The organism is Bradyrhizobium sp. 21 (genome assembly GCF_023073335.1).
Taxonomy (GTDB): domain Bacteria; phylum Pseudomonadota; class Alphaproteobacteria; order Rhizobiales; family Xanthobacteraceae; genus Bradyrhizobium.
This window is the reverse complement of the sequence record NZ_JADPJG010000002.1, coordinates 516,622-537,723: the sequence shown is the minus strand read 5'-3', so window position 1 is coordinate 537,723 and position 21,102 is coordinate 516,622. Positions and strand designations below refer to the sequence as shown.

The window sequence follows — 21,102 nt, the reverse complement described above, 5'->3', positions numbered from 1 at the left end:
GTTTCAGACTCCCATTCGCATCGCCGCGCGGCTGCCGCGATCGACCTCGCGCAGCAGCTTGTAGACCCCGCGTTTGCGGGCGTGAAAGGCGGCGATGTCGGGCGCGGTCGGCTCGCTCTTCCGTCCCAGCGCCGACATTTTTGCCATGGTCTCGCCGATCGAGGCATAGGCGCCGCCTGCGACCGCACCTAACATCGCGGCGCCGAGCAGCACCGGCTCTTTCGTCTGCGGCAGCGCGACCGTGAGGCCGGTGGTATCAGCCATGATCTGCCGCACCAGCGGGCTGCGGCTGGCGCCGCCGCCCATGATCATGATGCTGGAATGGACGCCATGCGCGGCAAAGGCCCCGATCACCTCGGCAAGACCATAAGCGAGCCCGCACAGGCCGGCAACGAACAGCCGCTCCATCGAAGCGACATCGGTGTCGAGATCGAGTCCCGCGATCACCGCGCGCGTGTCAGGGTCGGCGTAAGGCGAACGGTTGCCGATGAACTCAGGGAGGACATGGACGTCGCGCGCCAGCAGCGCGGCACGGCTGGCATCGCCGGCGCGGGCGATGATGCGGCGCTCGAGGAACTCGATGAGGTCGAGGCCCTCGCTGCGCGCCGCTGCGCTCGCCTCGCCAAAGCCGGGATGCGACTTGAGCAGATGGTCGATCGCGGCGCCCGCGGCCGACTGCCCGCCCTCGTTGAGCCAGAAATTCGGCACCATGCCGGAGTAATAAGGCCCCCACACGCCCGGCACGAAGCACGGCTCTTTCGTCGTCGCCATGATGCAGGCCGACGTTCCCATGATGTAGGCAAGGCGGTCGCAGACATCTGTCGCGCCGTCCGTTTCATCGCGGCCGCCGATCGCGCCGATGCCGCCGGCATGCGCGTCGATCAGGGACGCACCGACCGGTATGCCCGCCGACAGGCCGAGATCGGCGGCGGCCGTACGGGTAAGACCCGCGCCGAGCCGCGTACCGGGGGCGACGATCTCGGTGCCGATGCGGGCGTATTTCTCTGCGACGAAATCCGACAGGCCGATGCGCTGGAAGAACGGCGCGCTCCAGCCGCCGCCGTCATGCGCGAGATAGTTCCACTTGCAGGTGACCGTGCAGGTGGAGCGTTGAAGCGAGCCGGTTGCACGCCAGGTCAGATAATCCGCCAGATCGAAGAAGTGACCGGCGGCGTCGAAGCTGGCGCGAAGATGCCGCTTCAGCCACAGCAGCTTCGGCATCTCCATCTCGGGCGAGATCGAGCCGCCGACATAGCGCAGCACCGCGTCCCCGGTCTCGTTGATCAGCCGCGCCTCGGCGGTGGCGCGATGGTCCATCCAGACGATGACGTTGCGTTGCCTGTCGCCGGACGCACTGACGGTGACCGGCTCGCCCTGGCGGTCGAGCACCACGAGGGAACAGGTCGCGTCGAAACCGATACCGCCGACGCTGTCCGGCGCGATGTCGGCTTCCGCCACCGCGGCACGAACCGACTTGACGCAGGCCTCCCAGATGTCCTGGGACGACTGCTCGACGATGTCACCGGCCTCGTGCCAGGTCCTGAACGGATGCCGGGCCGCCGCCAGAAGGGTGCCGGCCTCGTCAAACACCCCTGCCCGCGTGCTCGTGGTCCCTACATCGACGCCGATATACGCTCGCGGCATTGTCGCTCCCGGAAGCTCTCGTCAGTTTTGACGCAAGCCTACCAGCAAGTGTAACCGCCATCCACCAGCACGATGCTGCCGGTCATCAGGCTCGCGGCCTCCGAGGAGAGGAACAGCACGACGGAGGCGATCTCATCGATCTGCCCCATCCGCGCCATCGGGGTTCCACCGATCCAGGCGTCGTACATTTTTGGATTGCTCTTGACGAAGGCGTTGAGCGGCGTCTCGATATAGGTCGGTGCCACCGCGTTGACGCGGATGCCGCGTGCGCCCCACTCGGCGGCCAGCGATTTTGTGAGATGGTGCACGGCAGCCTTGGAAGCGTTGTAAAAGCACTGCTCCTGCGGCTTGTTGACGATGAAACCCGACATCGAGCCGACATTGACGATGGCGCCGCTCTTGGCGTTGAGCATGTGCTTGCCGAATTCGCGGCAGCACCAGAAGGTGCCGTTGAGATTGACGTCGATGACGTTGAGCCAGTGCTCATCCGTCACGGTCTCCGCCGGCGTCTCGCTGCGGGCAATGCCGGCATTGTTGACGAGGATATCGACTTTGCCGTGGCGGGCCACGAGGTCGTTGGCGACCTCCGCCACGCGTCTTGTGTCGGTGACGTCCATGATCGCGGTTTCGATGTCGTAGCCCTTGGCCTTCAGCTCGGCTTTCGCGCTGTCGGCGACCTTGCTGTCCCGGTCGCCGATGATCACCTTGGCGCCGGCTTCGGCCAACGCCTCGGCACAGCCGAGGCCAATGCCCTGCCCGCCACCGGTGATGAACGCGGTCTTGCCGGTCAGCTTGAATTTCTCCAGATACATTTTGGTCTTTCCGTTTCTTGTCGATTTGTGCCGTTTCTTGTCAGCCTCGAAGCGCGTTGCCGCTCGCATCGAAGCGATGGATGCGCGCGGGGTCCGGCACCAACGACACGTGGTCGCCGGCATGCAGGCTCAACTCGCCGATGTAGCGCGCCGTCAGCATCCCGAGCGGACCGGCGTCGACATAGAGGAAGGTGTCGCTGCCGAGATGCTCGGCGACCGCGATCGTGCCCTGCCAGCCGCCAGTGCCGTCGCGCTCGATCTTGAGATGCTCCGGGCGTACGCCGATCGTTGCTGCGCCCTTCTGCAAAGCGTGCTCGCCGGTCACCAGATTCATCTTGGGCGAGCCGATGAAGCCGGCGACGAAGAGGTTGGCCGGTTTCTCGTAGAGATCCAGCGGCGAGCCATATTGCTCGATCTTGCCGCCGTTGAGCACGACGATCTTGTCGGCCATGGTCATGGCCTCGACCTGGTCGTGGGTGACGTAGATCGCGGTGGTGCCGAGCTGCTTCTGGAGCCGCGTCACCTCGATGCGCATCTGCACGCGCAATGCCGCGTCGAGATTGGAGAGCGGCTCGTCGAACAGGAACGCCTTGGGTTCGCGGACGATGGCCCGCCCGATCGCGACGCGCTGGCGCTGGCCGCCGGAGAGCTCGCGCGGCTTGCGATCGAGATAGGGCGTGAGGTTCAGCGTTGCAGCGGCAGCCTCGACCTTGCGGTTGGTTTCGTCCTTGGAGAGGCCCGCCATCTTCAGCCCGAAGCCGATATTGCCGCGCACGCTCATATGCGGATAGAGCGCGTAGGACTGGAACACCATGGAGAGCCCGCGCTTGGCGGGCGGCGTGTCGACGACGTTCTTGCCGTCGATCAGGATCTTGCCCCCTGAGACGTCCTCGAGCCCGGCGATCAACCGCAACAGCGTGGTTTTGCCGCAGCCCGAGGGGCCGACGAACACCACGAAGGAGCCGTCGGCGATCTCCAGGTCGGCGCCCTTGATGATGTGCACGGGGCCGAAGGATTTCTGCACGTCCTGAAGTGTGATCTGACCCATGATCCGGCAGCCCCTTTACTTCACAGCGCCGAAGGTGAGCCCGCGCACGAGCTGCTTCTGGCTGAACCAACCGAGGACGAGAATGGGGGCAATCGCCAGCGTCGAGGCCGCCGACAGCTTTGCCCAGAACAGCCCTTCCGGGCTCGAATAAGACGCGATGAACGTGGTGAGCGGCGCGGCGTTCGAGGTCGACAGATTGAGCGTCCAGAACGCCTCGTTCCAGGCCAGGATCAAATTGAGCAGCATGGTCGACGCCAGCCCCGGGATCGCCATCGGCGTCAGGACATAGATGAGCTCGCGGCCGATGGTAGCGCCGTCCATGCGCGCGGCTTCGAGGATGTCGCGTGGGATCTCCTTGAAATAGGTGAAGAGCATCCAGATGACGATCGGCAGGTTTCCGAGGCACAGGATGAAGATCAGGCCGATGCGGGAATCGAGCAGGCCAAACGTCTTGTAGATCAGGTAGATCGGCACCAGCACGCCGACCGGCGGCATCATCTTGGTCGAGAGCATCCAGAGCAGGATGTCCTTGGTGCGCTTGGTCGGCGAGAACGCCATCGACCAGGCCGCAGGGATCGCGATCAGAAGCGCAATCAGCGTCGAGCCGCCGGCGATGATGACCGAGTTCAGCGCGTGTTGGAAATAGTCACTGCGCTCCTGCACGGTCGCGTAGTTCTCGGTGGTCCAGTGGAAGAACAGGAAGGACGGCGGGATGGCGAAGGCCTCGAGCTCGGTCTTGAAGCTCGCCAGCACCATCCAGAGGATGGGGAAGAAGATCAGGAAGCCGAAGAACCACGCCCCGATCGTCGAGACCACCACCTGCTTCGTCGTCGCCATCCGCGCCATGTCTCACGCCTCCAGATTGCGGCCGACGATGCGGACCAGGAAGAAGGCGACGACATTGGCGATCACCACCGCGACGAGACCACCTGCGGAGGCGCTGCCGACATCAAACTGGATCAGCGCCTGCGAATAGATCAGGAAGGCGATGTTGGTGGTCTGCAGGCCGGGCCCGCCTCCGGTCGTGACGAAGATCTCGGCGAACACCGTCAGCAGGAAGATGGTCTCGATCAGGATCACCACGGTGATGGGCCGCGCGAGGTGCGGCAGCGTGATGTAGATGAAGGTCGAGACCGCGCTGGCGCCGTCCATCTCGGCTGCCTCCTTCTGCTCCTCGTCGAGCGACTGCAGCGCGGTCAACAAGATCAGCGTCGCGAATGGCAGCCATTGCCACGTCACGATCAGGATCACCGCAAACAGCGGCATGTCGTTGAACCAGTCGATCGGCGTCAGCCCGAACACCGAGGCGATCCAGGCGAACAGCCCGGACACCGGATGCATCAGCAGGTTCTTCCAGACCAGCGCGCTCACGGTCGGCATCACGAAGAACGGTGCGATCACCATCAGCCGGACGAAATTGCGTCCGATCACGGGCTGGTCCATCAGCAGCGCCAGGGGAATGCCGAGCAGGATGGTCAGCGCCAGCACCGAGCCGACCAGCACCAGCGTGTTCTGGAGCGAGGCAAGGAACGCTGGATCGGTGAGGAAGTAGCGGAAGTTTTCCAGCCCGACGAACGATTCCGAGCCGGGATCGAGCAGGCTGTAATGCAGCGTCGAGAAATAGATCGTAAGCGCGAGCGGGACGATCATCCAGATGAACAGCAGCCCCACCGCGGGCGTGAGGAGCGCGCGCGCGAGGATCTGCGTCTGCCGGGTTGCCATTCACGCTTCTCCGCTTGCGGCAAGAAGGCGGCCATCCATCCGGTGTGGTGGATGGCCGCAAGTTTGAGCTCAGGAAGGAGAGCTCGGGTTCACTTGATGTAGCCGGCGCGCTTCATCTCGCGCTCGGTCGCGGATTGCGCGGCGGTGAGCGCGGCATCGACCGTCATCGAGCCAGCGAGCGCGGCCGAGAATTGCTGGCCGACCTGCGTGCCGATGCCCTGGAATTCGGGAATCGCGGCATATTGCACGCCGACGTAAGGAACCGGCTTCACCGTCGGCTTGTTCGGGTCGGCGGCATCGATCGAGGCCAGCGTCAGCTTGGCGAACGGGGCGACCTTCAGATATTCAGGGTTTTGGTAGAGCGAGGTCCGCGTGCCCGGCGGCACGTTGGCCCAGCCGTCCTTCGCCGCCACGACTTTGGTGTAGTCCTTGCTGGTGGCCCAGGCGATGAACTTCTCGGCCGCTTCGGCCTTCTTGGAGCCGGCTGGGATCGCCAGATTCCAGGCCCATAGCCAGTTGGCGTTCTTGCCCAGGCCCGTGTTGGGCGCAAGCGCGAAGCCGACCTTGTCGGCGACCTTGGAGTCCTTCGGGTTGGTGACGAACGATGCCGCCACCGTCGCGTCGATCCACATCGCGCACTTGCCGGCGTTGAACAGCGCGAGGTTCTCGTTGAAGCCGTTGGAGCTCGCACCGGGAGGGCCGGCCTGCTTCATCAGGTCGACATAGGTCGACAGCGTCGCCTTCCATTCCGGCGTGTTGAACTGCGGCTGCCAATTCTCGTCGAACCAGCGCGCGCCGTAGGAATTGGCCATGGCCGAGAGAAACGCCATGTTCTCGCCCCAGCCGGCCTTGCCGCGCAGGCAAATGCCGTAAACGCCGGCGCTTTTGTCGGTGAGCTTCTTGGCCGCATCGACGACGAAATCCCAAGCCGGCTTCTCCGGCATCTTGAGGCCGGCCTTGTCGAACAGGTCGGTCCGGTACATCACCATCGAGCTCTCGCCGTAGAACGGCGCGGCGTAGAGCTTGCCGTCGACGGAGACTGCATCCTTGATCCTGGGCAGGAGGTCGGCCACATCGTAGTCGGCGCCGAGATTGGCGAGCGGCACCAGCCAGCCCTTCTTGGCCCAGATCGGCACCTCGTAGGTGCCGATGGTGAGAACGTCGAACTGGCCGCCCTTGGTGGCAATGTCGGTGGTGACGCGCTGGCGCAGCACATTCTCCTCAAGCGTCACCCATTTCACGGCGATATCAGGGTTCTTCTTGGTGAATTCAGCTGTCAGACCCTGCATGCGGATCATGTCGCCATTGTTCACGGTGGCGATCGTCAGGGTCGTTTCGGCCATCGCAGGGACGACCAGCAGCAGGCAAGACGCGCCGCAGACGGCGCCGAGGAATTGTTTCACGGTGACCTCCCTAGGATCGCGTTTTTGAGCATATGCCCACGCGTTGGGCGTATGTTCGACTGGCGGCGAAGGATTGTCAAGCAGGCGGGAGGGTGTTCACGCAACTTATGAGTGTTGCGGTGCGACAACCGTCCCCATCATGCCCCGCGAAGGCGGTGCATCCAGTACTCCCTACCGTGAGTTGGTTTGCTCTAAGTTGGGCCGGGGCGTCCTGGATCGTCCGCCTTCGCGCACGATGACAGTGTTGTGCGAGGCGAGATCGGTCATCTCACCAGCGCCTACCGCTCCAGAATCGCCCTTGCCGTCGTCTCATCCGTGATCAGCCCGTTGATCAGCCGCCCATTCAGCGCCGCGGCAATCGCCGACACCTTGGCCGCGCCGATTGCGGCGCCGATGGTCGTGGTCTTCGCAGGCACTTCCGGCGGGATGCTGGTGAGGCGTTTGTTGGTGCCGGCCTTGAGCAGGCGGCCCTTGGCATCATAGGCCCAGCCGGTGATCTCGCCGATGGCGCCCTGCCGCATCATCTCGAACAGTTCGTCGCGGGTGACGAAGCCGTCGACATGGACCTGCGCCTTCTGGTCCATCTGGCCGATGCCGACGAGGCGTAAGTCAGCCTTGGCGGCAACGGCCTTCACCTTCGCAATCGGCTCGATCCGCACCATCTTGTTGCGCTCGTCCTCAGACGACATCAGGAACGGCAGCGGCATCGGATAGTGCCGCGCGCCGGTCCGGTCGGCGAGTCGGCCCACGGTGTCGTAGAAGCTCGCCGAGCCGTCGGCGGAGATGTTGCCGACCAGCGAGACGATCTGGTGATTGGGCCGGTCGATCGGCGTGACGCGCTCGACCGCGGCGCGCACTGCCCGGCCCGTGCCAAGCGCGACGATCACGGGCGTCTCCGAGCGCAGCGTCGCATCCAGCAGATTGGCGCAGCGTTCGGCAATCCCCGCTGTGGCCTGCGGCGCCGCAGGATCGGCCGGCACCACCTCGCAATGGGCGAGATCGAAACGCTCCTTCAGGCGTGCCGCCAACTCCATGCAGGCGGCGATGGGATGTTCGAGCCGGAAGGTGATGAGCCGTTCGGCGAGACACAGCGAGACCAGCCGCTGCGCCGATGCGCGCGAGACCTGGAGCATCTTTGCGATCTCGTCCTGGGTATGGCCGGCAATGAAATAGAGCCAGCCGGCGCGGGCGGCGTCATCGAGCCTGGACTTTTCGTTCTCGGCGGCCATGGCAGGCTTCACGCCTCCTTCCAGAAATCGTCCATATGCGCGAAGACCCGATCGGCCCCGGCGGCGGACAATATAGCCCGGCCGTCGCGCCCGCGATAATGGCTGCCGCCGACAAATCCCCAGACGGTCATGCCGGCGGCCTTCGCGGCCTGCACGCCGCTGACGCTGTCCTCGATGACCAGCGCGCGCGCGGGATCAGCCCGCATCTTCCCGGCGGCGTAGAGAAAGAGGTCCGGCGCCGGCTTGCCGTGCTGGACCATCTGCGCGGTGTAGAGCCGGTCACCGAAATGCGACGCGAGGCCGGTCACGTTCAGCGACAGCGAGACGCGATCGAGATCGCTCGACGACGCAACACAAAACGGCGCCTTCAATTCGGATACCACGGCGCCTACCCCGGGAATCGGTCGGAGCGACCGCGTAAAAATCTCCAGCACGCGCGCCTTCAGGCGCGGCAGGAACTCACCAGGCAGGATCTGTCCGCGCTCGCGATAATATTGTCCGATCGCAGCCGTGCTGCGCCCCAGAAAGAGACCGAGCGCCTGCTCCAAGCCAAGCTCGAATCCGAATTCCGCCAGCACCTCCGACAGGCACCGACAACTCAACAGCTCGCTGTCGACGAGCACGCCGTCGCAATCAAAGATGATCAGGTCGGCCCGGCCGGGATCCATCGGCGCATTCGATCATATACTCACGGACTGAGCAATAGCTCAGCGAACTCCGCCCCCGACGACCGTCGCCCGCCTCACCTCCGCTGATTGTACACGTCGATGCAGACCGCCCCCAGCAGCACCAAGCCCTTGATGACCTGCTGGTAGTCGATGCCGATGCCGAGAATGGACATGCCGTTGTTCATCACGCCCATGATCATGGCGCCGACCACGGCGCCGCCGACGCGGCCGACACCGCCATAGGCCGACGCGCCGCCGATGAAACAGGCGGCGATGACGTCGAGCTCGAAGCCGAGCCCCGCCTTGGGCGTCGCGGTGTTGAGGCGCGCGGCGAAGACGAGGCCGGCGAGCGCTGCAAGCACGCCCATGTTGACGAAGGTGAGAAAGGTCAGCCGTTCGGTCTTGATGCCCGACAGTTTTGCCGCCTTCGCATTGCCGCCGACCGCGTAGACCTGCCGGCCGATGACGGTGCGGCGGGTGACGAAGCCATAGAGCGCGATCAGCGCGGTCATGATCACCAGCACGTTCGGCAGGCCGCGATGCGAGGCGATCAGAAAGGTGAAGTAAAGCACGGCGCAGGCCAGCAGAATGCTCTTGCCGAGGAAGAACGCGTAAGGCTCGACCTCGATGCCGTGCAGCTGCTCGCGCGAGCGCCCCTTGGCGCTGGCGTAGACGAGGCCGAGCGCGAGCACCGCACCGACCAGCATCGACGTCGGATGCAGCGTGCCGGCCTCGGGCAGCATCTCCGGAATGAAGCCCGACGACAATTTCTGGAAGGTCGCCGGGAATGGTCCGAGCGACTGGCCCTGCAACACCGCGAGCGCAAGTCCTTTGAACACCAGCATGCCGGCCAGCGTGACGATGAAGGACGGGATCTTGAAATAGGCCACCCAATAGCCCTGCGCAGCGCCGATCGCCGCGCCCAACAGCAGGCAGGCGATGAAGGCGAGCGTGTAGTCGACCTTGTAGGTCACCATCAGCACGGCGGCCACCGCGCCGACGAAGCCCGCGACCGAGCCGACCGAGAGGTCGATATGGCCGGTGACGATCACCAGCAGCATGCCGAGCGCCATGATGACGATGTAGCTGTTCTGGAGCACCAGATTGGTGAGGTTGAGCGGCTGCAGCAGCGTGCCGCCGGTCATGACCTGGAAGAACAGCATGATCGCGATCAGCGACATCAGCATGCCGTAATTGCGCAGATTGTTCTTGATGAAGCTGCCGTGCCGGCCCTCCTCGGGCAGCGAAACCGTCTTGTCGGTCATGGCTGCGATCCTCCCATCTCTGCGGCCTCAACCGCGCGGCTGCCAAAGTTTCTATCGTTGCGCATGATGGCGCGCATGATCTTTTCCTGCGTCGCATCACGTGCCTTGAACTCGCCCACGAAAGCGCCGTCGTTCATGACACAGATGCGGTCGCAAATGCCGAGCAGCTCGGGCATCTCCGAGGAGATCACCACGACGCCGCGGCCAGCTTCCGCAAGCTCGTTGATGATACAGTAAATCTCGTATTTGGCACCGACGTCGATGCCCCTGGTCGGCTCGTCCAGGATCAGCACCTTGGGGTCGGTCATCAGCCATTTCGACAGCACGACCTTCTGCTGGTTGCCGCCGGAGAGCTGACCGGTCTCCTGGTAGACGTCGGAGCAGCGGATGCGCATGCGGTTGCGGTAGTCGCTGGCGACCTTCAGCTCGGCGATGTCGTCGATCACCCGGCGAGGAGCGACCTGGTCGAGGCTTGCGAGCGTGATGTTCTTGCGGACGTCGTCGGCGAGGATCAGCCCGAGCTGCTTGCGGTCCTCGGTGACATAGGCGAGGCCCGCGTCGATCGCGGCTGCGACGTTCGGCAGCACGATTTCATGGCCCTCCAGCCGGATGCGGCCGCTGATCGTGGTGCCCCAGGAGCGGCCGAACAGGCTCATGGCGAACTCGGTGCGGCCGGCACCCATCAGTCCGGCAATGCCCACGACCTCGCCGCGCTTCACGCTGAAATCGATGTTCTTGATCACCTGCCGTTCGGGATGAATGGGGTGATAGACCGACCAGTTTTCCACGGTGAGGACGGCCTCGCCGATCTTCGCGGCACGCTCCGGGAAGCGGTGCGCGAGATCGCGGTTGACCATGCTGCGGATGATGCGGTCTTCCTGGATCGGCTCGGCGCGGCAATCGATGCCGTCGACGGTGCGGCCGTCGCGCAGCACGGTGATGTGGTCGGCGACGCGCGCGACCTCGTTGAGCTTGTGCGAGATCAGGACTGCACCGATGCCCTGCTCGCGGAACGCCATGAGCCGTTCGAGCAGCGCGGCACTGTCAGCCTCGTTCAGGCTGGCGGTCGGCTCGTCCAGGATCAGCATCCGCACCCGCTTGGACAGGGCCTTGGCGATCTCCACCAGTTGCTGTTTGCCGACGCCGAGATCGGTGATCAGCGTATCCGGTGATTCCTTGAGGCCGACCTGCGCGAGCAGCTCGCGCGTGCGCCGGTACACTTCATCGCGGTCGATCACGCCGAGTTTCGACGGCGGATGCGACAGAAAAATGTTCTCCGCGATCGACATCAGCGGGATCAGCGCCAGCTCCTGGTGGATGATGATGATGCCGAGCGCCTCGGAATCGTTGATATCGCGGAAGCGGCGCTCCTCGCCATCGAAGATAATGGTGCCCTCATAGCTGCCGGCCGGATAGACGCCGCTCAGGACCTTCATCAGCGTCGATTTGCCCGCACCGTTCTCGCCGACGAGGGCGTGGATCTGCCCGGCGTGCACCGAGAAATTGACGTCGCGCAGCGCCTGCACGCCGGCGAAGCTCTTGCTGACGTTGCGCATCTCCAGCATTGCGGTCATGATTTCATCCCATCCATTACTTCACCTCTCCCCGCATGCGGGGCAAGGTCGAAATGCGTGCGAAGCGCGGATTTCGGGTGAGGGGAAGTCTCCGCGAGTGCCACGGCCACCTCCCTTGCGGAGGCTCCCCCTCACCCTAACCCTCCCCCCGCAGGCGGGGAGAGGGAAAAAAAGTCTTACTGGAACTGCGCCTTCTTGTAGTAGCCGCTGTCGACCAGGACCTTCTCCCAATTGTCCTTGTAGACCACGACCGGCTTGAGCAGATAGGACGGCACGGTCTTGGCGCCGTTCTCATAGGTCTTGGTGTCGTTGACGGTGACCTGCTTGCCGGCCAGCGCTGCGTCGACCATGTCGGCGGTCACTTTGGCGAGGTCGCGGGTGTCCTTGAAGATGGTCGAATACTGGTCGCCGCGGAGCATCGCCTTGATCGAGGGTACCTCGGCGTCCTGCCCAGAGATGACAGGCATCGGCTGGTCGGCGCTGCCATAGCCGACACCCTTCAGCGAGGAGATGATGCCGATCGACAGGCCGTCATAGGGCGACAGCACGGCGTTGACCTTCTTGTTGCCGTAGTAGGCGCTGAGCAGATTGTCCATGCGGGCTTGCGCGGTGGCGCCGTCCCAGCGCAGGGTCGCAACCTTGTCCATGCCCATCTGGCCGGAGGCGACGACGAGCTTGCCGCTGTCGATATACGGCTTCAGCACACTCATCGCGCCGTTGTAGAAGAAGTAGGCGTTGTTGTCGTCGGGCGAGCCGCCGAACAGCTCGATGTTGAAGGGACCCTTGCCCTCCTTGAGGCCAAGGCCCTTTTCGATCGACTCGGCCTGGAGCACGCCGACCTGGAAATTGTCGAAGGTCGCGTAATAGTCGACGTTCGGCGTGCCGCGGATCAGGCGGTCATAGGCGATCACTGTGATGCCCTTGGCCTTGGCCTGCTTGAGCACGTCGGAGAGCGTGGTGCCGTCGATCGCGGCGATCACCAGCGCTTTCGCGCCCTTGGTCACCATGTTCTCGACCTGCGAGAGCTGGTTTGGAATGTCGTCCTCGGCATATTGCAGGTCGGTGTTGTAGCCGCGCTCCTTCAGCACCTTGACCATGTTGTTGCCGTCGTCGATCCAGCGCGCCGACGATTTGGTCGGCATGGCGATGCCGACCGTCGCCTTGTCCTGCGCAGAGGCGGTGAGGCCTGAGGCCATCGTCGCAGCGCCGGCCAGCGCCAGCGCGAGAAATGTGGTCTTCAGTTGCAGCATGTTTCACTCCCTTGGGTGTCAGACTGTTTCTTGGTGTCGTCGAGAAATTTTGTCGTGTGCGGCTTCGAGCCTCCTATGCGAGCTTGACGTCGGGCTCCGCGCGACCGCGCGCGGATACCTCCAACAGAAAGGTGCAGCCGGCCTGCGCATCGCCGGCGCGCGCCGCGGCGTCCATGTCCTGCCAGGCCGAAGTGACGACGAGACGCGACAGATCGGGACCGACGAAGGCCGGACAACTCGCCTGCTTCGCCGGCACGCTCAGCGAGCGCAAGCGCTCGCCTTGCGGGCTGTAGACATTGATGCAGCCAGCGCCCCAGCACGCATTCCAGATTTTTCCGTCGGCGTCGCACACCGAGCCGTCGAGGCCGCCGATGCCGGTGTGGCGCAGCAGCACCTCCGGCTCGCCGCGCGGCAGGCCGGTCGCGGGATTGAGCGGCACCGCGTAGAGCACCGCGCGCGCGGTGTCGGCGAAGTAGCCGGTGGCGCCATCCGGCGAGAAGCAGATCGAGTTCGGAATGCTGATGCCGGGAAACAGCGTCGAGATCTTGCCGCGATGGAACGCGTAGATCGCGCCCGCCCCCGCTTCCGCTTGGCGCCCCATCGTGCCGATCCAGAACGTGCCGGAGGGATGCACGCGGGCATCATTGGACCGGGTCGCGGGATTGTCGGCTTCGAGCGGACAGAGCAGCGTCATCGCGCCGTCGGCAATTTTGCGGATATAGAGGCCGTCTTCCGCGACGATCAGCTGCCGCTCCGCATCGATGCGTCCGAGTGCGCTGGCCATCCGGCCGAGCGCGTGGACGCGGATGCTACCACGGCCGAGCTGCGCCTCGAACAAACGTTCCTCGCGAATGTCGAACCACCAGGCCGTGTCAGTGGTCAAATCATAGGTCGGCCCCTCGCCGAGATGGCAGAGGTCGTCGGAGAGAACAGATGTCGGCACCTGATCCATCATGGCGACCTCACTGCAAAGCGATAGACCGTGTGATGGCGATAAATCTCGCCGGGATCGAGGCGCGGGCTCGGAAAATCCGGCCGGTTCGGCGCGTTCGGCCACATATGCGGCTCCAGGCACATCGCGTCCGACTGGCGATACAGCTTGCCGCCCTTGCCCGAAATCGAGCCGTCAAGATAGTTGCCGGAATAGACCTGAACGCCGGGCTGATTGGTGAACAGTTCCATGATGCGCCCGGGGCGCGGCGCCTCCAGTCGGGCCGCGAGCGCAAGCTTGCCATCGCGCGCGAGGCAGTAGGTGTGGTCGTAGCCCTTGCCGTTGCGCAATTGCTGGTCGCTGTCGCGGATGCGCTCTCCCACGGCCCGTGGCTCGCGGAAGTCGAACGGCGTACCCGCCACCGCACGCGGTGGCTCTTGCAGTGGAATGGCGGTGGGATCGATGGCAAGGAAATGCTCCGCCGCGACCGTCAGCTTGTGGTCGAGAATGGGTGCGCCTGACGTTGCGCCTTCCAGATTGAAGAAGCTGTGATTGGTCAGGTTGACGATGGTTGGCCGGTCGGTCCGCGCTTCCATGGTGAGCGACAGCTCGGTCGGGCCGGTGACGCGGTAGGTCAGGCGCACATCGAGCTGCCCCGGATAGTTCTCTTCGCCGTGCGGGCTGACATAGGTCAGCGTCACCGCGGGCTCGGCGCCATCGTCGAGCTCCGCAATCGCCCAGAGCTTGCGGTCGAACCCGTCGAGGCCGCCATGCAGCGCGTTGGGACCGTTGTTGACGGGAAGCTGCACCGTCTCGCCGTCGAGCGAGAACTGTCCCTTGGCGATGCGGTTGGCATAGCGGCCAACCGTGGCGCCGAAGAATTTTCGTTCGGCGAGATAGCCGGCGAACGCATCATGGCCGAGCACGACGTCGTCGGTGCCACCCTTGGCATCCGGCGCGATCAACGCCTGGATCACCGCGCCATGGGTGATGATGCGCGCTTCGAACCCGCCCTCGCCGCGCAGCACGATGCGCTCCACATTGCGCCCGTCCGGCAGTGTTCCGAAGACGTCTTTTTCCAGTTTTGAGCCAGCCATGTTCAGTCCACAAACGGTTCGACCAGAGTGCGCTTGCCGATCAGGAAGGCGTCGGCGACGAGACGAAGCGGCGCGAGATCGACGTCGCTCGCGCCTGTTACGGTGAGCGTGGCGAAGCGCCGGTACAGCTCGCGATATTCCTCATCGGGGGCTTCGGCAAGCATCCTGCCGTCGACGGCCATACGTCGCCCGCCACCCGACAACGTCATCCGCCCGTCGACGGTTTCCACGACGATATCCCAGCTCTGCGGCCCGGTCTGCCGGAAGTCGAATTCGGCCGTGACGGGCAGGCCGCTGATGTCGGCCAGCGTCAGGTTTGCGGCGATCGGCGCCTGGCAATTGGCCGGAAAGGCCAGCTCGGCCGCGGTGACGAAGACTGGCCTTGGCAGGATCTTGGTCAGGATCGACAGCGCATTGATACCGGGATCGAACACCCCGAGCCCACCCGGCTCCCAGATCCAGCCCTGTCCGGGATGCCAGACGCGGACGTCCTCCTTCCAGCTGATGTGCACGGAGGTAATCCGCCGCGTAGCGAGCCACTCGCGCGCCGGCTCTACCGCGGGCGCATAACGAGAATGCCAGGTCGCAAACAGCGTGCGCTTTGCCTCTGCCGCCATTGCGATCAGCGGATCGAGTTCGGCAACGCCGGTGCCGGGCGGCTTCTCCAGCATGACGTGCTTGCCGGCAGCGAGCGCTGCGGCAGCCTGGGCGCGGCGCACCTGGGGCGGCGTACAGAGCGACACCGCATCGATCGGCGGTCCCTTCTCCAGCAACTCCTCGATGGTGGCGAAATGCGGCACTCCCGGCAGGGAGGCGTTGCGGCTGGCAACGGCCGCCAGCCGCGCACCCGGGACCGCCGCGATCGCGCCGACATGCTGGTCCCGCGCGATCTTGCCGAAGCCGACGATGGCGATGCGAAGTTCAGTCACGATCTTTCTCCAGTGTCCGCGGACGGCAGCGCCTCTGCCGGCGCGGTTACGATCGCCGTCCCCTCATGGCGGCGCATGCCGTTGTGAATGACATAGACCATCGCCTCCGCGGCGGTCCGGGTATCGCCGGCCGCGATGGCATCGACGATCTTCTGATGCCAGAGCAGCACGGTGTCGCGGTCCTCCGGTTCGACCGGGGCGCTGAGCAGGAATGAGGCGCGCAACGCAGCCTCGATGACGTGCCCGATCGAGCGCATGAACAGATTGCCGGACGCCCGCGCCACCGCGACATGAAGCGCGAGGTCAGCGTCGGCAAAGCCGACGGAATCGGAGGCTTCAAGCCGCATCCGCTCCATGCAGCGACGCAGCTCGGCGAGGTCCTGCTCGGAGCGCTGCGCCGCCGCCAGCACGGCCGCGCGCGGCTCGACTGCGAGGCGAATCTCGGCGAGGTCGTTGAGGAAGCGCTTGTCGATGCCGGCGTCGAGATGCCAGGCCAGCACATCGGCGTCGAACATGTTCCAGGCGACGCGCTCGCGCACGACGGTGCCGACCCGTGCCTTGGTGGTGAGCAGGCCCTTGGCCACCAGCGTCTTCACGCTCTCGCGCAGCACCGGCCGCGACACCCCGAACATCGCGATCATCTCGGCATCGCCCGGCAGCCGCGTTCCTTCCGCGTAACGGCCGGCGATGATGTCGACGCCGATCGAGCGGGCCACCTCCGCGTGGTTGGAGTGCGCGCGGCGCGTCGGAATGACGACGATGCGCGAGGTCATGAGACGGCTCCCGCGCGCTTCGCCACCGGCCGGCGCGCGAGCGCAACCAACCCCTGTTGCAAGGCGATGAAGGCGAATAGCAGCACGCCGGTCGCGATCTTGGTCCACCAGCTCGACAGCGTCCCGTCGAAATTGATGTAGGTCTGGATCAGGCCCTGGATCAGCACACCGAGGAAGGTGCCGATCACCGAGCCCTGCCCGCCCGTGAGCAGCGTGCCGCCGATCACGACGGCCGCGATGCTGTCGAGCTCGACGCCGACGGCGGAGAGCGAGTAGCCGGCGCTGGTGTAGAACGAGAAAACGATGCCGGCGATGCCTGCGAGCAGGCTCGACAGCATGTAGATGCGCACCGTCATCCGTCCGACTGCAACGCCCATCAGGTTCGCTGCCACGCGGCTGCCGCCGAGCGCGTAGACGTTGGCGCCGAACCGCGTGAGATTCAGCAGCAGCGCGCCGCCGATCACGATGACAAGCATGATGATCGCGATCGCCGTCAACCGCCCGCCGCCGGGCAATCGCAACGCGAAGTCCGACACGGCGGAATAGACCGGCGCGGTGATCGGCACCGATTCCGTCGAGAGCAGAAAACTTGCGCCTCGGGCCAGGAACATGCCGGCGAGCGTCACGATGAAAGGCGGCAGATCGAAGACATGGATCACCGCGCCCATCGCCGCGCCAAAGGCCGCCGAGAGCGCGAGAATGGCGACGAAGGCGACCAGCGGCGGCACGCCCCAGCGTTCGATCGCCAGCGCGACGAACACGGTGGTGAAGCCGATCACCGATCCGACCGAGAGGTCGATGCCGCCGGAGATGATGACGAAGGTCATGCCGGTCGCGACGATGCCGAGGAAGGCGTTGTCGGTGAGAAGATTGCCGACCACCCGGGTCGAGGCGATGTTGGGAAACTGCACCGCGCAGAGCGCAAAGCCCGCGACCAGCACGATGGCGGTGATGAGGACGGGCGGCAGGCCTTTCATGCCTTGGTCCTCCGCAGCCGCGTCGCGACATTGGCAACGCCTGATAGCTTCGGCGATTGCAGCAGCAGTACCGCGAGCACCACCACCGCCTTGACCAGCAGGTTGAATTCCGGCGGATAGCCCGACAGCAAAATTCCCGTATTCATGGTCTGAATGATCAGCGCGCCGAGTACGGCCAGAACGAGGCTGAAGCGGCCGCCAAACAGCGACGTACCGCCGATCACGACGGCGAGGATGGCATCGAGCTCGAGCCAAAGGCCGGCATTATTGGCATCCGCCCCCATGATGTCGGCCGCGGCAATGACGCCGGCGAGCGCGGCGCAGATGCCGCACCAGACATAGACCGCCAAGATCATGGCGCGCGTGCCGACACCGGCAAGCTCGCTCGCCCGCGCGTTGCCGCCGGTGGCCTCGATCAGCAGTCCGAGCGCCGAGCCGCGCACGACCGCCCCGGTGAGGACCAGCATGCCCAAGGCAATCGCGACCGGCACCGGCACGCCGAGGATGGAACCATTGCCGAGCCAGACCAGATCCGGCGAGGAGAAGGTCACGATGCGCCCCTCGGTGATGAGCTGGGCGATACCGCGTCCGGCGACCATCAGGATCAGTGTCGCCACGATCGGCTGCATGCCGAGCACGCTGACGAGAAAGCCGTTCCACAGGCCGCAGACGAGACCCGCGCCGAGTGCTGCCGCCAGCACGACGGCCATACTGTGGCTGTCGGCAAGGCTGGCCGCAATCGCGCCAGAGATCGCCATGATCGCGCCGACCGACAGATCGATGCCGCGCGTCGCGATCACCAGCACCATACCGAGCGAGAGTAGCGCCACCGGCGTGCCGCGGTTGAGCACGTCGATCAGACTGCCGAACAGCCGGCCGTCCTGGAGGCGCAGATCGAAGAATTGCGGCGACACCACACGATCGACCGCCAGGATGACGATCAACGCAAGGATCTGGGCAAGGCCGCGGCGCGGCAGCAGCGCGGTCATGTGTGGGCCTCAAGCGCAACAGTGACGCTATCGGCAGCAATGGCCGCGAGAATGTTACCGACGTCGATGGCCTCGCCGGCGAGCTCCTCGACATGGGCGCGGTCGCGCAACACGATCACCCGATCGGAATAGGTCACGATCTCGTCGAGCTCGGAGGAGATCACGAGCAGCGCCAGCCCGTCGTCGCAGAGCTCGCGGATCAGCCGGATGATCTCGGCGTGCGCGCCGACGTCGATGCCGCGGGTCGGCTCGTCCAGCACGAGGAGCCGCGGCGAGGTTGCGAGCCAGCGCGCCAGCAGCACCTTCTGCTGATTGCCGCCGGACAAAAGGCCGACCGGCCGCTCCGGATCGGGCGGGCGGATGTCAAGCATCCTGACGTAGCGGCGCGCGATCTCGTCCTGCTCGCGGCGGGACAGCGGCAAATAGAGGCCGCGTTTGGCCTGGAGTGCGAGCACGATGTTCTCGCGCACGGTGAGCTCGGCGACGATGCCGTCGGTCTTGCGCTCCTCCGGACAATAGCCAAAGCCGTGGCGCACACCGTCGCGCGGCGACTGAAGCCGCACGGGCGCGCCTTCGACCTTCACCTGCCCGCCATCGGCGCGCTCGGCGCCGAACACCAGCCGCGCCGTCTCGGTGCGGCCCGAGCCGAGCAGGCCGGCGAGCCCGACGACCTCACCATGCCGCAGTTCGAGATTGAACGGCGCGACATAGCCGGCCTTGCCGTAATTCTCGAAGCTGGCGCAGACCTCCCGCGCCTGATGCTCGCGCGTAGCTGCGCGCGCGCTGGTGGTCTCCGCAAGCTCGCGGCCGAGCATCATCCGGATCAGCTCGAGCCGCGGCAACGAGGCGGTCTCGCGCTCACCGACGAGGCGACCATTGCGCAAAACGGTGATGCGGTCGGAGATTTCGTAAACCTGGTCGAGGAAATGGCTGACGAAGACGATGCCGATGCCGCGCTTGGCAAGCTGGCGCATGATCTTGAAGAGAATCTCGACCTCATGGCGGTCGAGGCTCGCGGTCGGCTCGTCCAGGATCAGCACGCGCGCGGAGAGATCGACGGCGCGCGCGATAGCGGTAACGTGCTGCACGGCGACGGAATAGCTGCCGAGCGGTGCGGCCACATCGATGTCAAGACCGAAACCCGCAAGCTGCGCCGTCGCGCGACGCCGCATCTCGCCCTCGCGCACGACGCCAAAACGCATCGGCTGGCGATCGAGGAACAGGTTCTGCGCCACCGAAAGGTTCGGCAGCAGATTGACTTCCTGGTAGACGGTGGCGATGCCGGCCTGCAGTGCGGCCTTGGCCGATCGCGGCGTAACCTCCTCGCCACCGATCCTGACGATGCCAGCATCGCGCGGGAACACGCCGGTGACGGCCTTGATCAGCGTGGATTTGCCGGCGCCGTTCTCGCCGAGCAACGCATGGATCTCGCCGGCGCGAAGCGTGAAGTCCACCTCCTGCAACGCACGCACCGCACCAAAGCTCTTGCTGATCCCGCGCACGTCCAGCAGCGGCGGAGCAGGATCGAGGCTGTTCTCCATTGCGACGTCACTCCCAGCGGCGCCCGCTGATAACGCGGGCGCCCAGCCTATTGGTTCGCGCTGCGGTTTCGAAGGAGGTTGCCGGACCACAAGCCGTGGCCCGGCGAGGTGCCCGCCTCAGTAACCGAGGCCCTTCTTGCCGTCGTATTCCTTCTGCGGATTGTCGGCGGCTGTAAGCAGCCTGGATTCGGTCTGGATCCATTTCGGCGGAACGGTGCCCTTCTCCTTGAACGCCGCGACAACATCGAAGGCTGGGCCCGCCATGTTCGGCGTCAGCTCGACCGTGGCGTTGGCTTCGCCGGCGACCATCGCCTTGAAGATATCCGGGACCGCGTCGATGGAGACCGTGAGGATGTCCTTGCCCGGCTTGAGTCCGGCTTCCTTCATCGCCTGGATCGCGCCGACCATCATGTCGTCATTGTGGGCATAGACCGCGCAGATGTTTTTGCCGCCGCCTTCGGCCTTGATGAAGCTTTCCATCACTTCCTTGCCCTTGGCGCGGGTGAAGTCGCCGGTTTGGCTGCGCACCACTTTCAGGTTCGCATGCTTGGCAATCGCGGTGTCAAAGCCCTTCTTGCGGTTGGCGGCGACGCTTGCGCCGACCGTGCCCTGCAATTCGACGACGTTGCAGGCCTTGGCCCCGACGGTCTTGGCCAGCCATTCGCCGGCGACCTCGCCTTCATGCACGCTGTCGGAGGTGACGGCGGTGAGATAGAGTTCCTTGCCGGAAGGATCGATGTCACGGTCGAGCAGCACGACCGGGATCTTGGCCTCCTTGGCTTCCTTCAACACCGAGTCCCAGCCGGTCGAGACGACGGGCGCGAGGAAGATCGCATCGACGTTCTGCGCGATGAAGGAGCGGATCGCCTTGATCTGGTTCTCCTGCTTTTGCTGCGCGTCGGCGATCTTGAGATTGAACTTGCGCTTGGCAGCCTCCTGCTTGGAGACCGACGTCTCCGCCGCGCGCCAGCCGGATTCCGATCCGATCTGCGAGAAGCCGATGGTGAGCTCGGCGGCATTCGCCGGCAGCGCGAGCAGCAGCGCGGTCGCGGCGCTGGCCGCAAAAAGGGCTTTCAGGGTCATCAGGCGTGTCTCCCAAGTGTTTATCCCGGGTGCGGATTGGTAGAATGGCACCCGAAGACCGCCCTTGAGGGCGGCGGGAGGGACTATTTCACGGAAGATCGGTTCCGACTAGTCATATTATCTGACTATTTAGATGAACCGCAGGATGGGCGAGAGGGCGGTCTTAT

19 protein-coding genes are annotated in these 21,102 nt (G+C 65.0%); all 19 read right to left on the bottom strand.

The features are described from left to right. Positions 1-3: 3 nt before the first annotated feature. Positions 4-1,644, bottom strand: coding sequence for an FGGY-family carbohydrate kinase (locus tag IVB31_RS02440; protein ID WP_247318098.1), 1,641 nt, complete (start codon positions 1,642-1,644; stop codon positions 4-6). A 38-nt stretch (positions 1,645-1,682) separates the two neighbouring features. Next, positions 1,683-2,456 (bottom strand): SDR family oxidoreductase, encoded by a 774-nt coding sequence (locus IVB31_RS02435; RefSeq protein ID WP_247318095.1) that lies wholly within the window; start codon positions 2,454-2,456, stop codon positions 1,683-1,685. Positions 2,457-2,496: 40 nt separating this feature from the next. Continuing rightward, positions 2,497-3,504: an ABC transporter ATP-binding protein gene (locus IVB31_RS02430; RefSeq protein WP_247318092.1), complete on the bottom strand. Its 1,008-nt coding sequence runs from the start codon at positions 3,502-3,504 to the stop codon at positions 2,497-2,499. Between the two features lie 15 nt (positions 3,505-3,519). Then, entirely contained in the window at positions 3,520-4,350 is an 831-nt protein-coding gene (locus IVB31_RS02425) for a carbohydrate ABC transporter permease (protein WP_247318089.1), read from the bottom strand. Between the two features lie 3 nt (positions 4,351-4,353). Then, positions 4,354-5,226, bottom strand: a complete 873-nt coding sequence (locus IVB31_RS02420; protein WP_247318087.1) for a sugar ABC transporter permease — start codon at positions 5,224-5,226, stop codon at positions 4,354-4,356. Positions 5,227-5,315: 89 nt separating this feature from the next. Further along, entirely contained in the window at positions 5,316-6,629 is a 1,314-nt protein-coding gene (locus IVB31_RS02415) for a sugar ABC transporter substrate-binding protein (RefSeq protein ID WP_247318083.1), read from the bottom strand. Positions 6,630-6,907: 278 nt separating this feature from the next. After that, positions 6,908-7,858 carry a sugar-binding domain-containing protein gene (locus IVB31_RS02410; protein WP_247319377.1) on the bottom strand — a complete coding sequence of 317 codons (951 nt, stop codon included), beginning with the start codon at positions 7,856-7,858 and terminating at the stop codon, positions 6,908-6,910. An 8-nt stretch (positions 7,859-7,866) separates the two neighbouring features. Further along, positions 7,867-8,526 (bottom strand): HAD family hydrolase, encoded by a 660-nt coding sequence (locus IVB31_RS02405; RefSeq protein WP_247318081.1) that lies wholly within the window; start codon positions 8,524-8,526, stop codon positions 7,867-7,869. A 74-nt stretch (positions 8,527-8,600) separates the two neighbouring features. Then, positions 8,601-9,791, bottom strand: coding sequence for a multiple monosaccharide ABC transporter permease (gene mmsB, locus IVB31_RS02400; protein ID WP_247318078.1), 1,191 nt, complete (start codon positions 9,789-9,791; stop codon positions 8,601-8,603). After that, a complete protein-coding gene (mmsA, locus tag IVB31_RS02395; RefSeq protein ID WP_247318077.1) occupies positions 9,788-11,365 on the bottom strand; it encodes a multiple monosaccharide ABC transporter ATP-binding protein in 1,578 nt (525 codons plus the stop codon). The genes mmsB and mmsA overlap by 4 nt, the downstream gene beginning before the upstream one ends. A gap of 176 nt (positions 11,366-11,541) precedes the next feature. Beyond that, positions 11,542-12,615, bottom strand: coding sequence for a multiple monosaccharide ABC transporter substrate-binding protein (chvE, locus tag IVB31_RS02390; RefSeq protein WP_247318075.1), 1,074 nt, complete (start codon positions 12,613-12,615; stop codon positions 11,542-11,544). A 73-nt stretch (positions 12,616-12,688) separates the two neighbouring features. Further along, positions 12,689-13,567: an SMP-30/gluconolactonase/LRE family protein gene (locus tag IVB31_RS02385; protein WP_247319375.1), complete on the bottom strand. Its 879-nt coding sequence runs from the start codon at positions 13,565-13,567 to the stop codon at positions 12,689-12,691. Next, the gene (locus IVB31_RS02380; RefSeq protein WP_247318073.1) at positions 13,567-14,643 is read right to left on the bottom strand and encodes an aldose epimerase family protein; all 1,077 of its coding nucleotides are present in this window, start codon (positions 14,641-14,643) and stop codon (positions 13,567-13,569) included. Before IVB31_RS02380 ends, IVB31_RS02385 begins: the two co-directional genes overlap by 1 nt. 2 nt (positions 14,644-14,645) lie before the next feature. Further along, positions 14,646-15,572, bottom strand: a complete 927-nt coding sequence (locus IVB31_RS02375) for a Gfo/Idh/MocA family oxidoreductase (protein ID WP_247318071.1) — start codon at positions 15,570-15,572, stop codon at positions 14,646-14,648. Beyond that, positions 15,569-16,345 carry a FadR/GntR family transcriptional regulator gene (locus IVB31_RS02370; RefSeq protein WP_247318069.1) on the bottom strand — a complete coding sequence of 259 codons (777 nt, stop codon included), beginning with the start codon at positions 16,343-16,345 and terminating at the stop codon, positions 15,569-15,571. Before IVB31_RS02370 ends, IVB31_RS02375 begins: the two co-directional genes overlap by 4 nt. After that, on the bottom strand, positions 16,342-17,322 hold the full coding sequence (gene yjfF / locus IVB31_RS02365; protein WP_247318067.1) for a galactofuranose ABC transporter, permease protein YjfF: 981 nt from the start codon (positions 17,320-17,322) through the stop codon (positions 16,342-16,344). Before yjfF ends, IVB31_RS02370 begins: the two co-directional genes overlap by 4 nt. Beyond that, positions 17,319-18,311, bottom strand: coding sequence for an ABC transporter permease (locus IVB31_RS02360; RefSeq protein WP_247318065.1), 993 nt, complete (start codon positions 18,309-18,311; stop codon positions 17,319-17,321). The genes yjfF and IVB31_RS02360 overlap by 4 nt, the downstream gene beginning before the upstream one ends. After that, on the bottom strand, positions 18,308-19,852 hold the full coding sequence (locus tag IVB31_RS02355) for a sugar ABC transporter ATP-binding protein (RefSeq protein WP_247318064.1): 1,545 nt from the start codon (positions 19,850-19,852) through the stop codon (positions 18,308-18,310). The genes IVB31_RS02360 and IVB31_RS02355 overlap by 4 nt, the downstream gene beginning before the upstream one ends. A 117-nt stretch (positions 19,853-19,969) precedes the next feature. Continuing rightward, positions 19,970-20,935: a galactofuranose ABC transporter, galactofuranose-binding protein YtfQ gene (gene ytfQ, locus IVB31_RS02350; RefSeq protein WP_247318062.1), complete on the bottom strand. Its 966-nt coding sequence runs from the start codon at positions 20,933-20,935 to the stop codon at positions 19,970-19,972. Positions 20,936-21,102 lie beyond the last annotated feature (167 nt).

What these genes read in the sequence shown, in the direction of transcription:
- IVB31_RS02440 (WP_247318098.1), bottom strand. Translation starts at nt 1,644, where the DNA reads ATGCCGCGAGCGTATATCGGCGTCGATGTAGGGACCACGAGCACGCGG.
- IVB31_RS02435 (WP_247318095.1), bottom strand. Translation starts at nt 2,456, where the DNA reads ATGTATCTGGAGAAATTCAAGCTGACCGGCAAGACCGCGTTCATCACC.
- IVB31_RS02430 (WP_247318092.1), bottom strand. Translation starts at nt 3,504, where the DNA reads ATGGGTCAGATCACACTTCAGGACGTGCAGAAATCCTTCGGCCCCGTG.
- IVB31_RS02425 (WP_247318089.1), bottom strand. Translation starts at nt 4,350, where the DNA reads ATGGCGCGGATGGCGACGACGAAGCAGGTGGTGGTCTCGACGATCGGG.
- IVB31_RS02420 (WP_247318087.1), bottom strand. Translation starts at nt 5,226, where the DNA reads ATGGCAACCCGGCAGACGCAGATCCTCGCGCGCGCGCTCCTCACGCCC.
- IVB31_RS02410 (WP_247319377.1), bottom strand. Translation starts at nt 7,858, where the DNA reads ATGGCCGCCGAGAACGAAAAGTCCAGGCTCGATGACGCCGCCCGCGCC.
- IVB31_RS02405 (WP_247318081.1), bottom strand. Translation starts at nt 8,526, where the DNA reads ATGGATCCCGGCCGGGCCGACCTGATCATCTTTGATTGCGACGGCGTG.
- mmsB (WP_247318078.1), bottom strand. Translation starts at nt 9,791, where the DNA reads ATGACCGACAAGACGGTTTCGCTGCCCGAGGAGGGCCGGCACGGCAGC.
- mmsA (WP_247318077.1), bottom strand. Translation starts at nt 11,365, where the DNA reads ATGACCGCAATGCTGGAGATGCGCAACGTCAGCAAGAGCTTCGCCGGC.
- chvE (WP_247318075.1), bottom strand. Translation starts at nt 12,615, where the DNA reads ATGCTGCAACTGAAGACCACATTTCTCGCGCTGGCGCTGGCCGGCGCT.
- IVB31_RS02385 (WP_247319375.1), bottom strand. Translation starts at nt 13,567, where the DNA reads ATGGATCAGGTGCCGACATCTGTTCTCTCCGACGACCTCTGCCATCTC.
- IVB31_RS02380 (WP_247318073.1), bottom strand. Translation starts at nt 14,643, where the DNA reads ATGGCTGGCTCAAAACTGGAAAAAGACGTCTTCGGAACACTGCCGGAC.
- IVB31_RS02370 (WP_247318069.1), bottom strand. Translation starts at nt 16,345, where the DNA reads ATGACCTCGCGCATCGTCGTCATTCCGACGCGCCGCGCGCACTCCAAC.
- yjfF (WP_247318067.1), bottom strand. Translation starts at nt 17,322, where the DNA reads ATGAAAGGCCTGCCGCCCGTCCTCATCACCGCCATCGTGCTGGTCGCG.
- IVB31_RS02360 (WP_247318065.1), bottom strand. Translation starts at nt 18,311, where the DNA reads ATGACCGCGCTGCTGCCGCGCCGCGGCCTTGCCCAGATCCTTGCGTTG.
- IVB31_RS02355 (WP_247318064.1), bottom strand. Translation starts at nt 19,852, where the DNA reads ATGGAGAACAGCCTCGATCCTGCTCCGCCGCTGCTGGACGTGCGCGGG.
- ytfQ (WP_247318062.1), bottom strand. Translation starts at nt 20,935, where the DNA reads ATGACCCTGAAAGCCCTTTTTGCGGCCAGCGCCGCGACCGCGCTGCTG.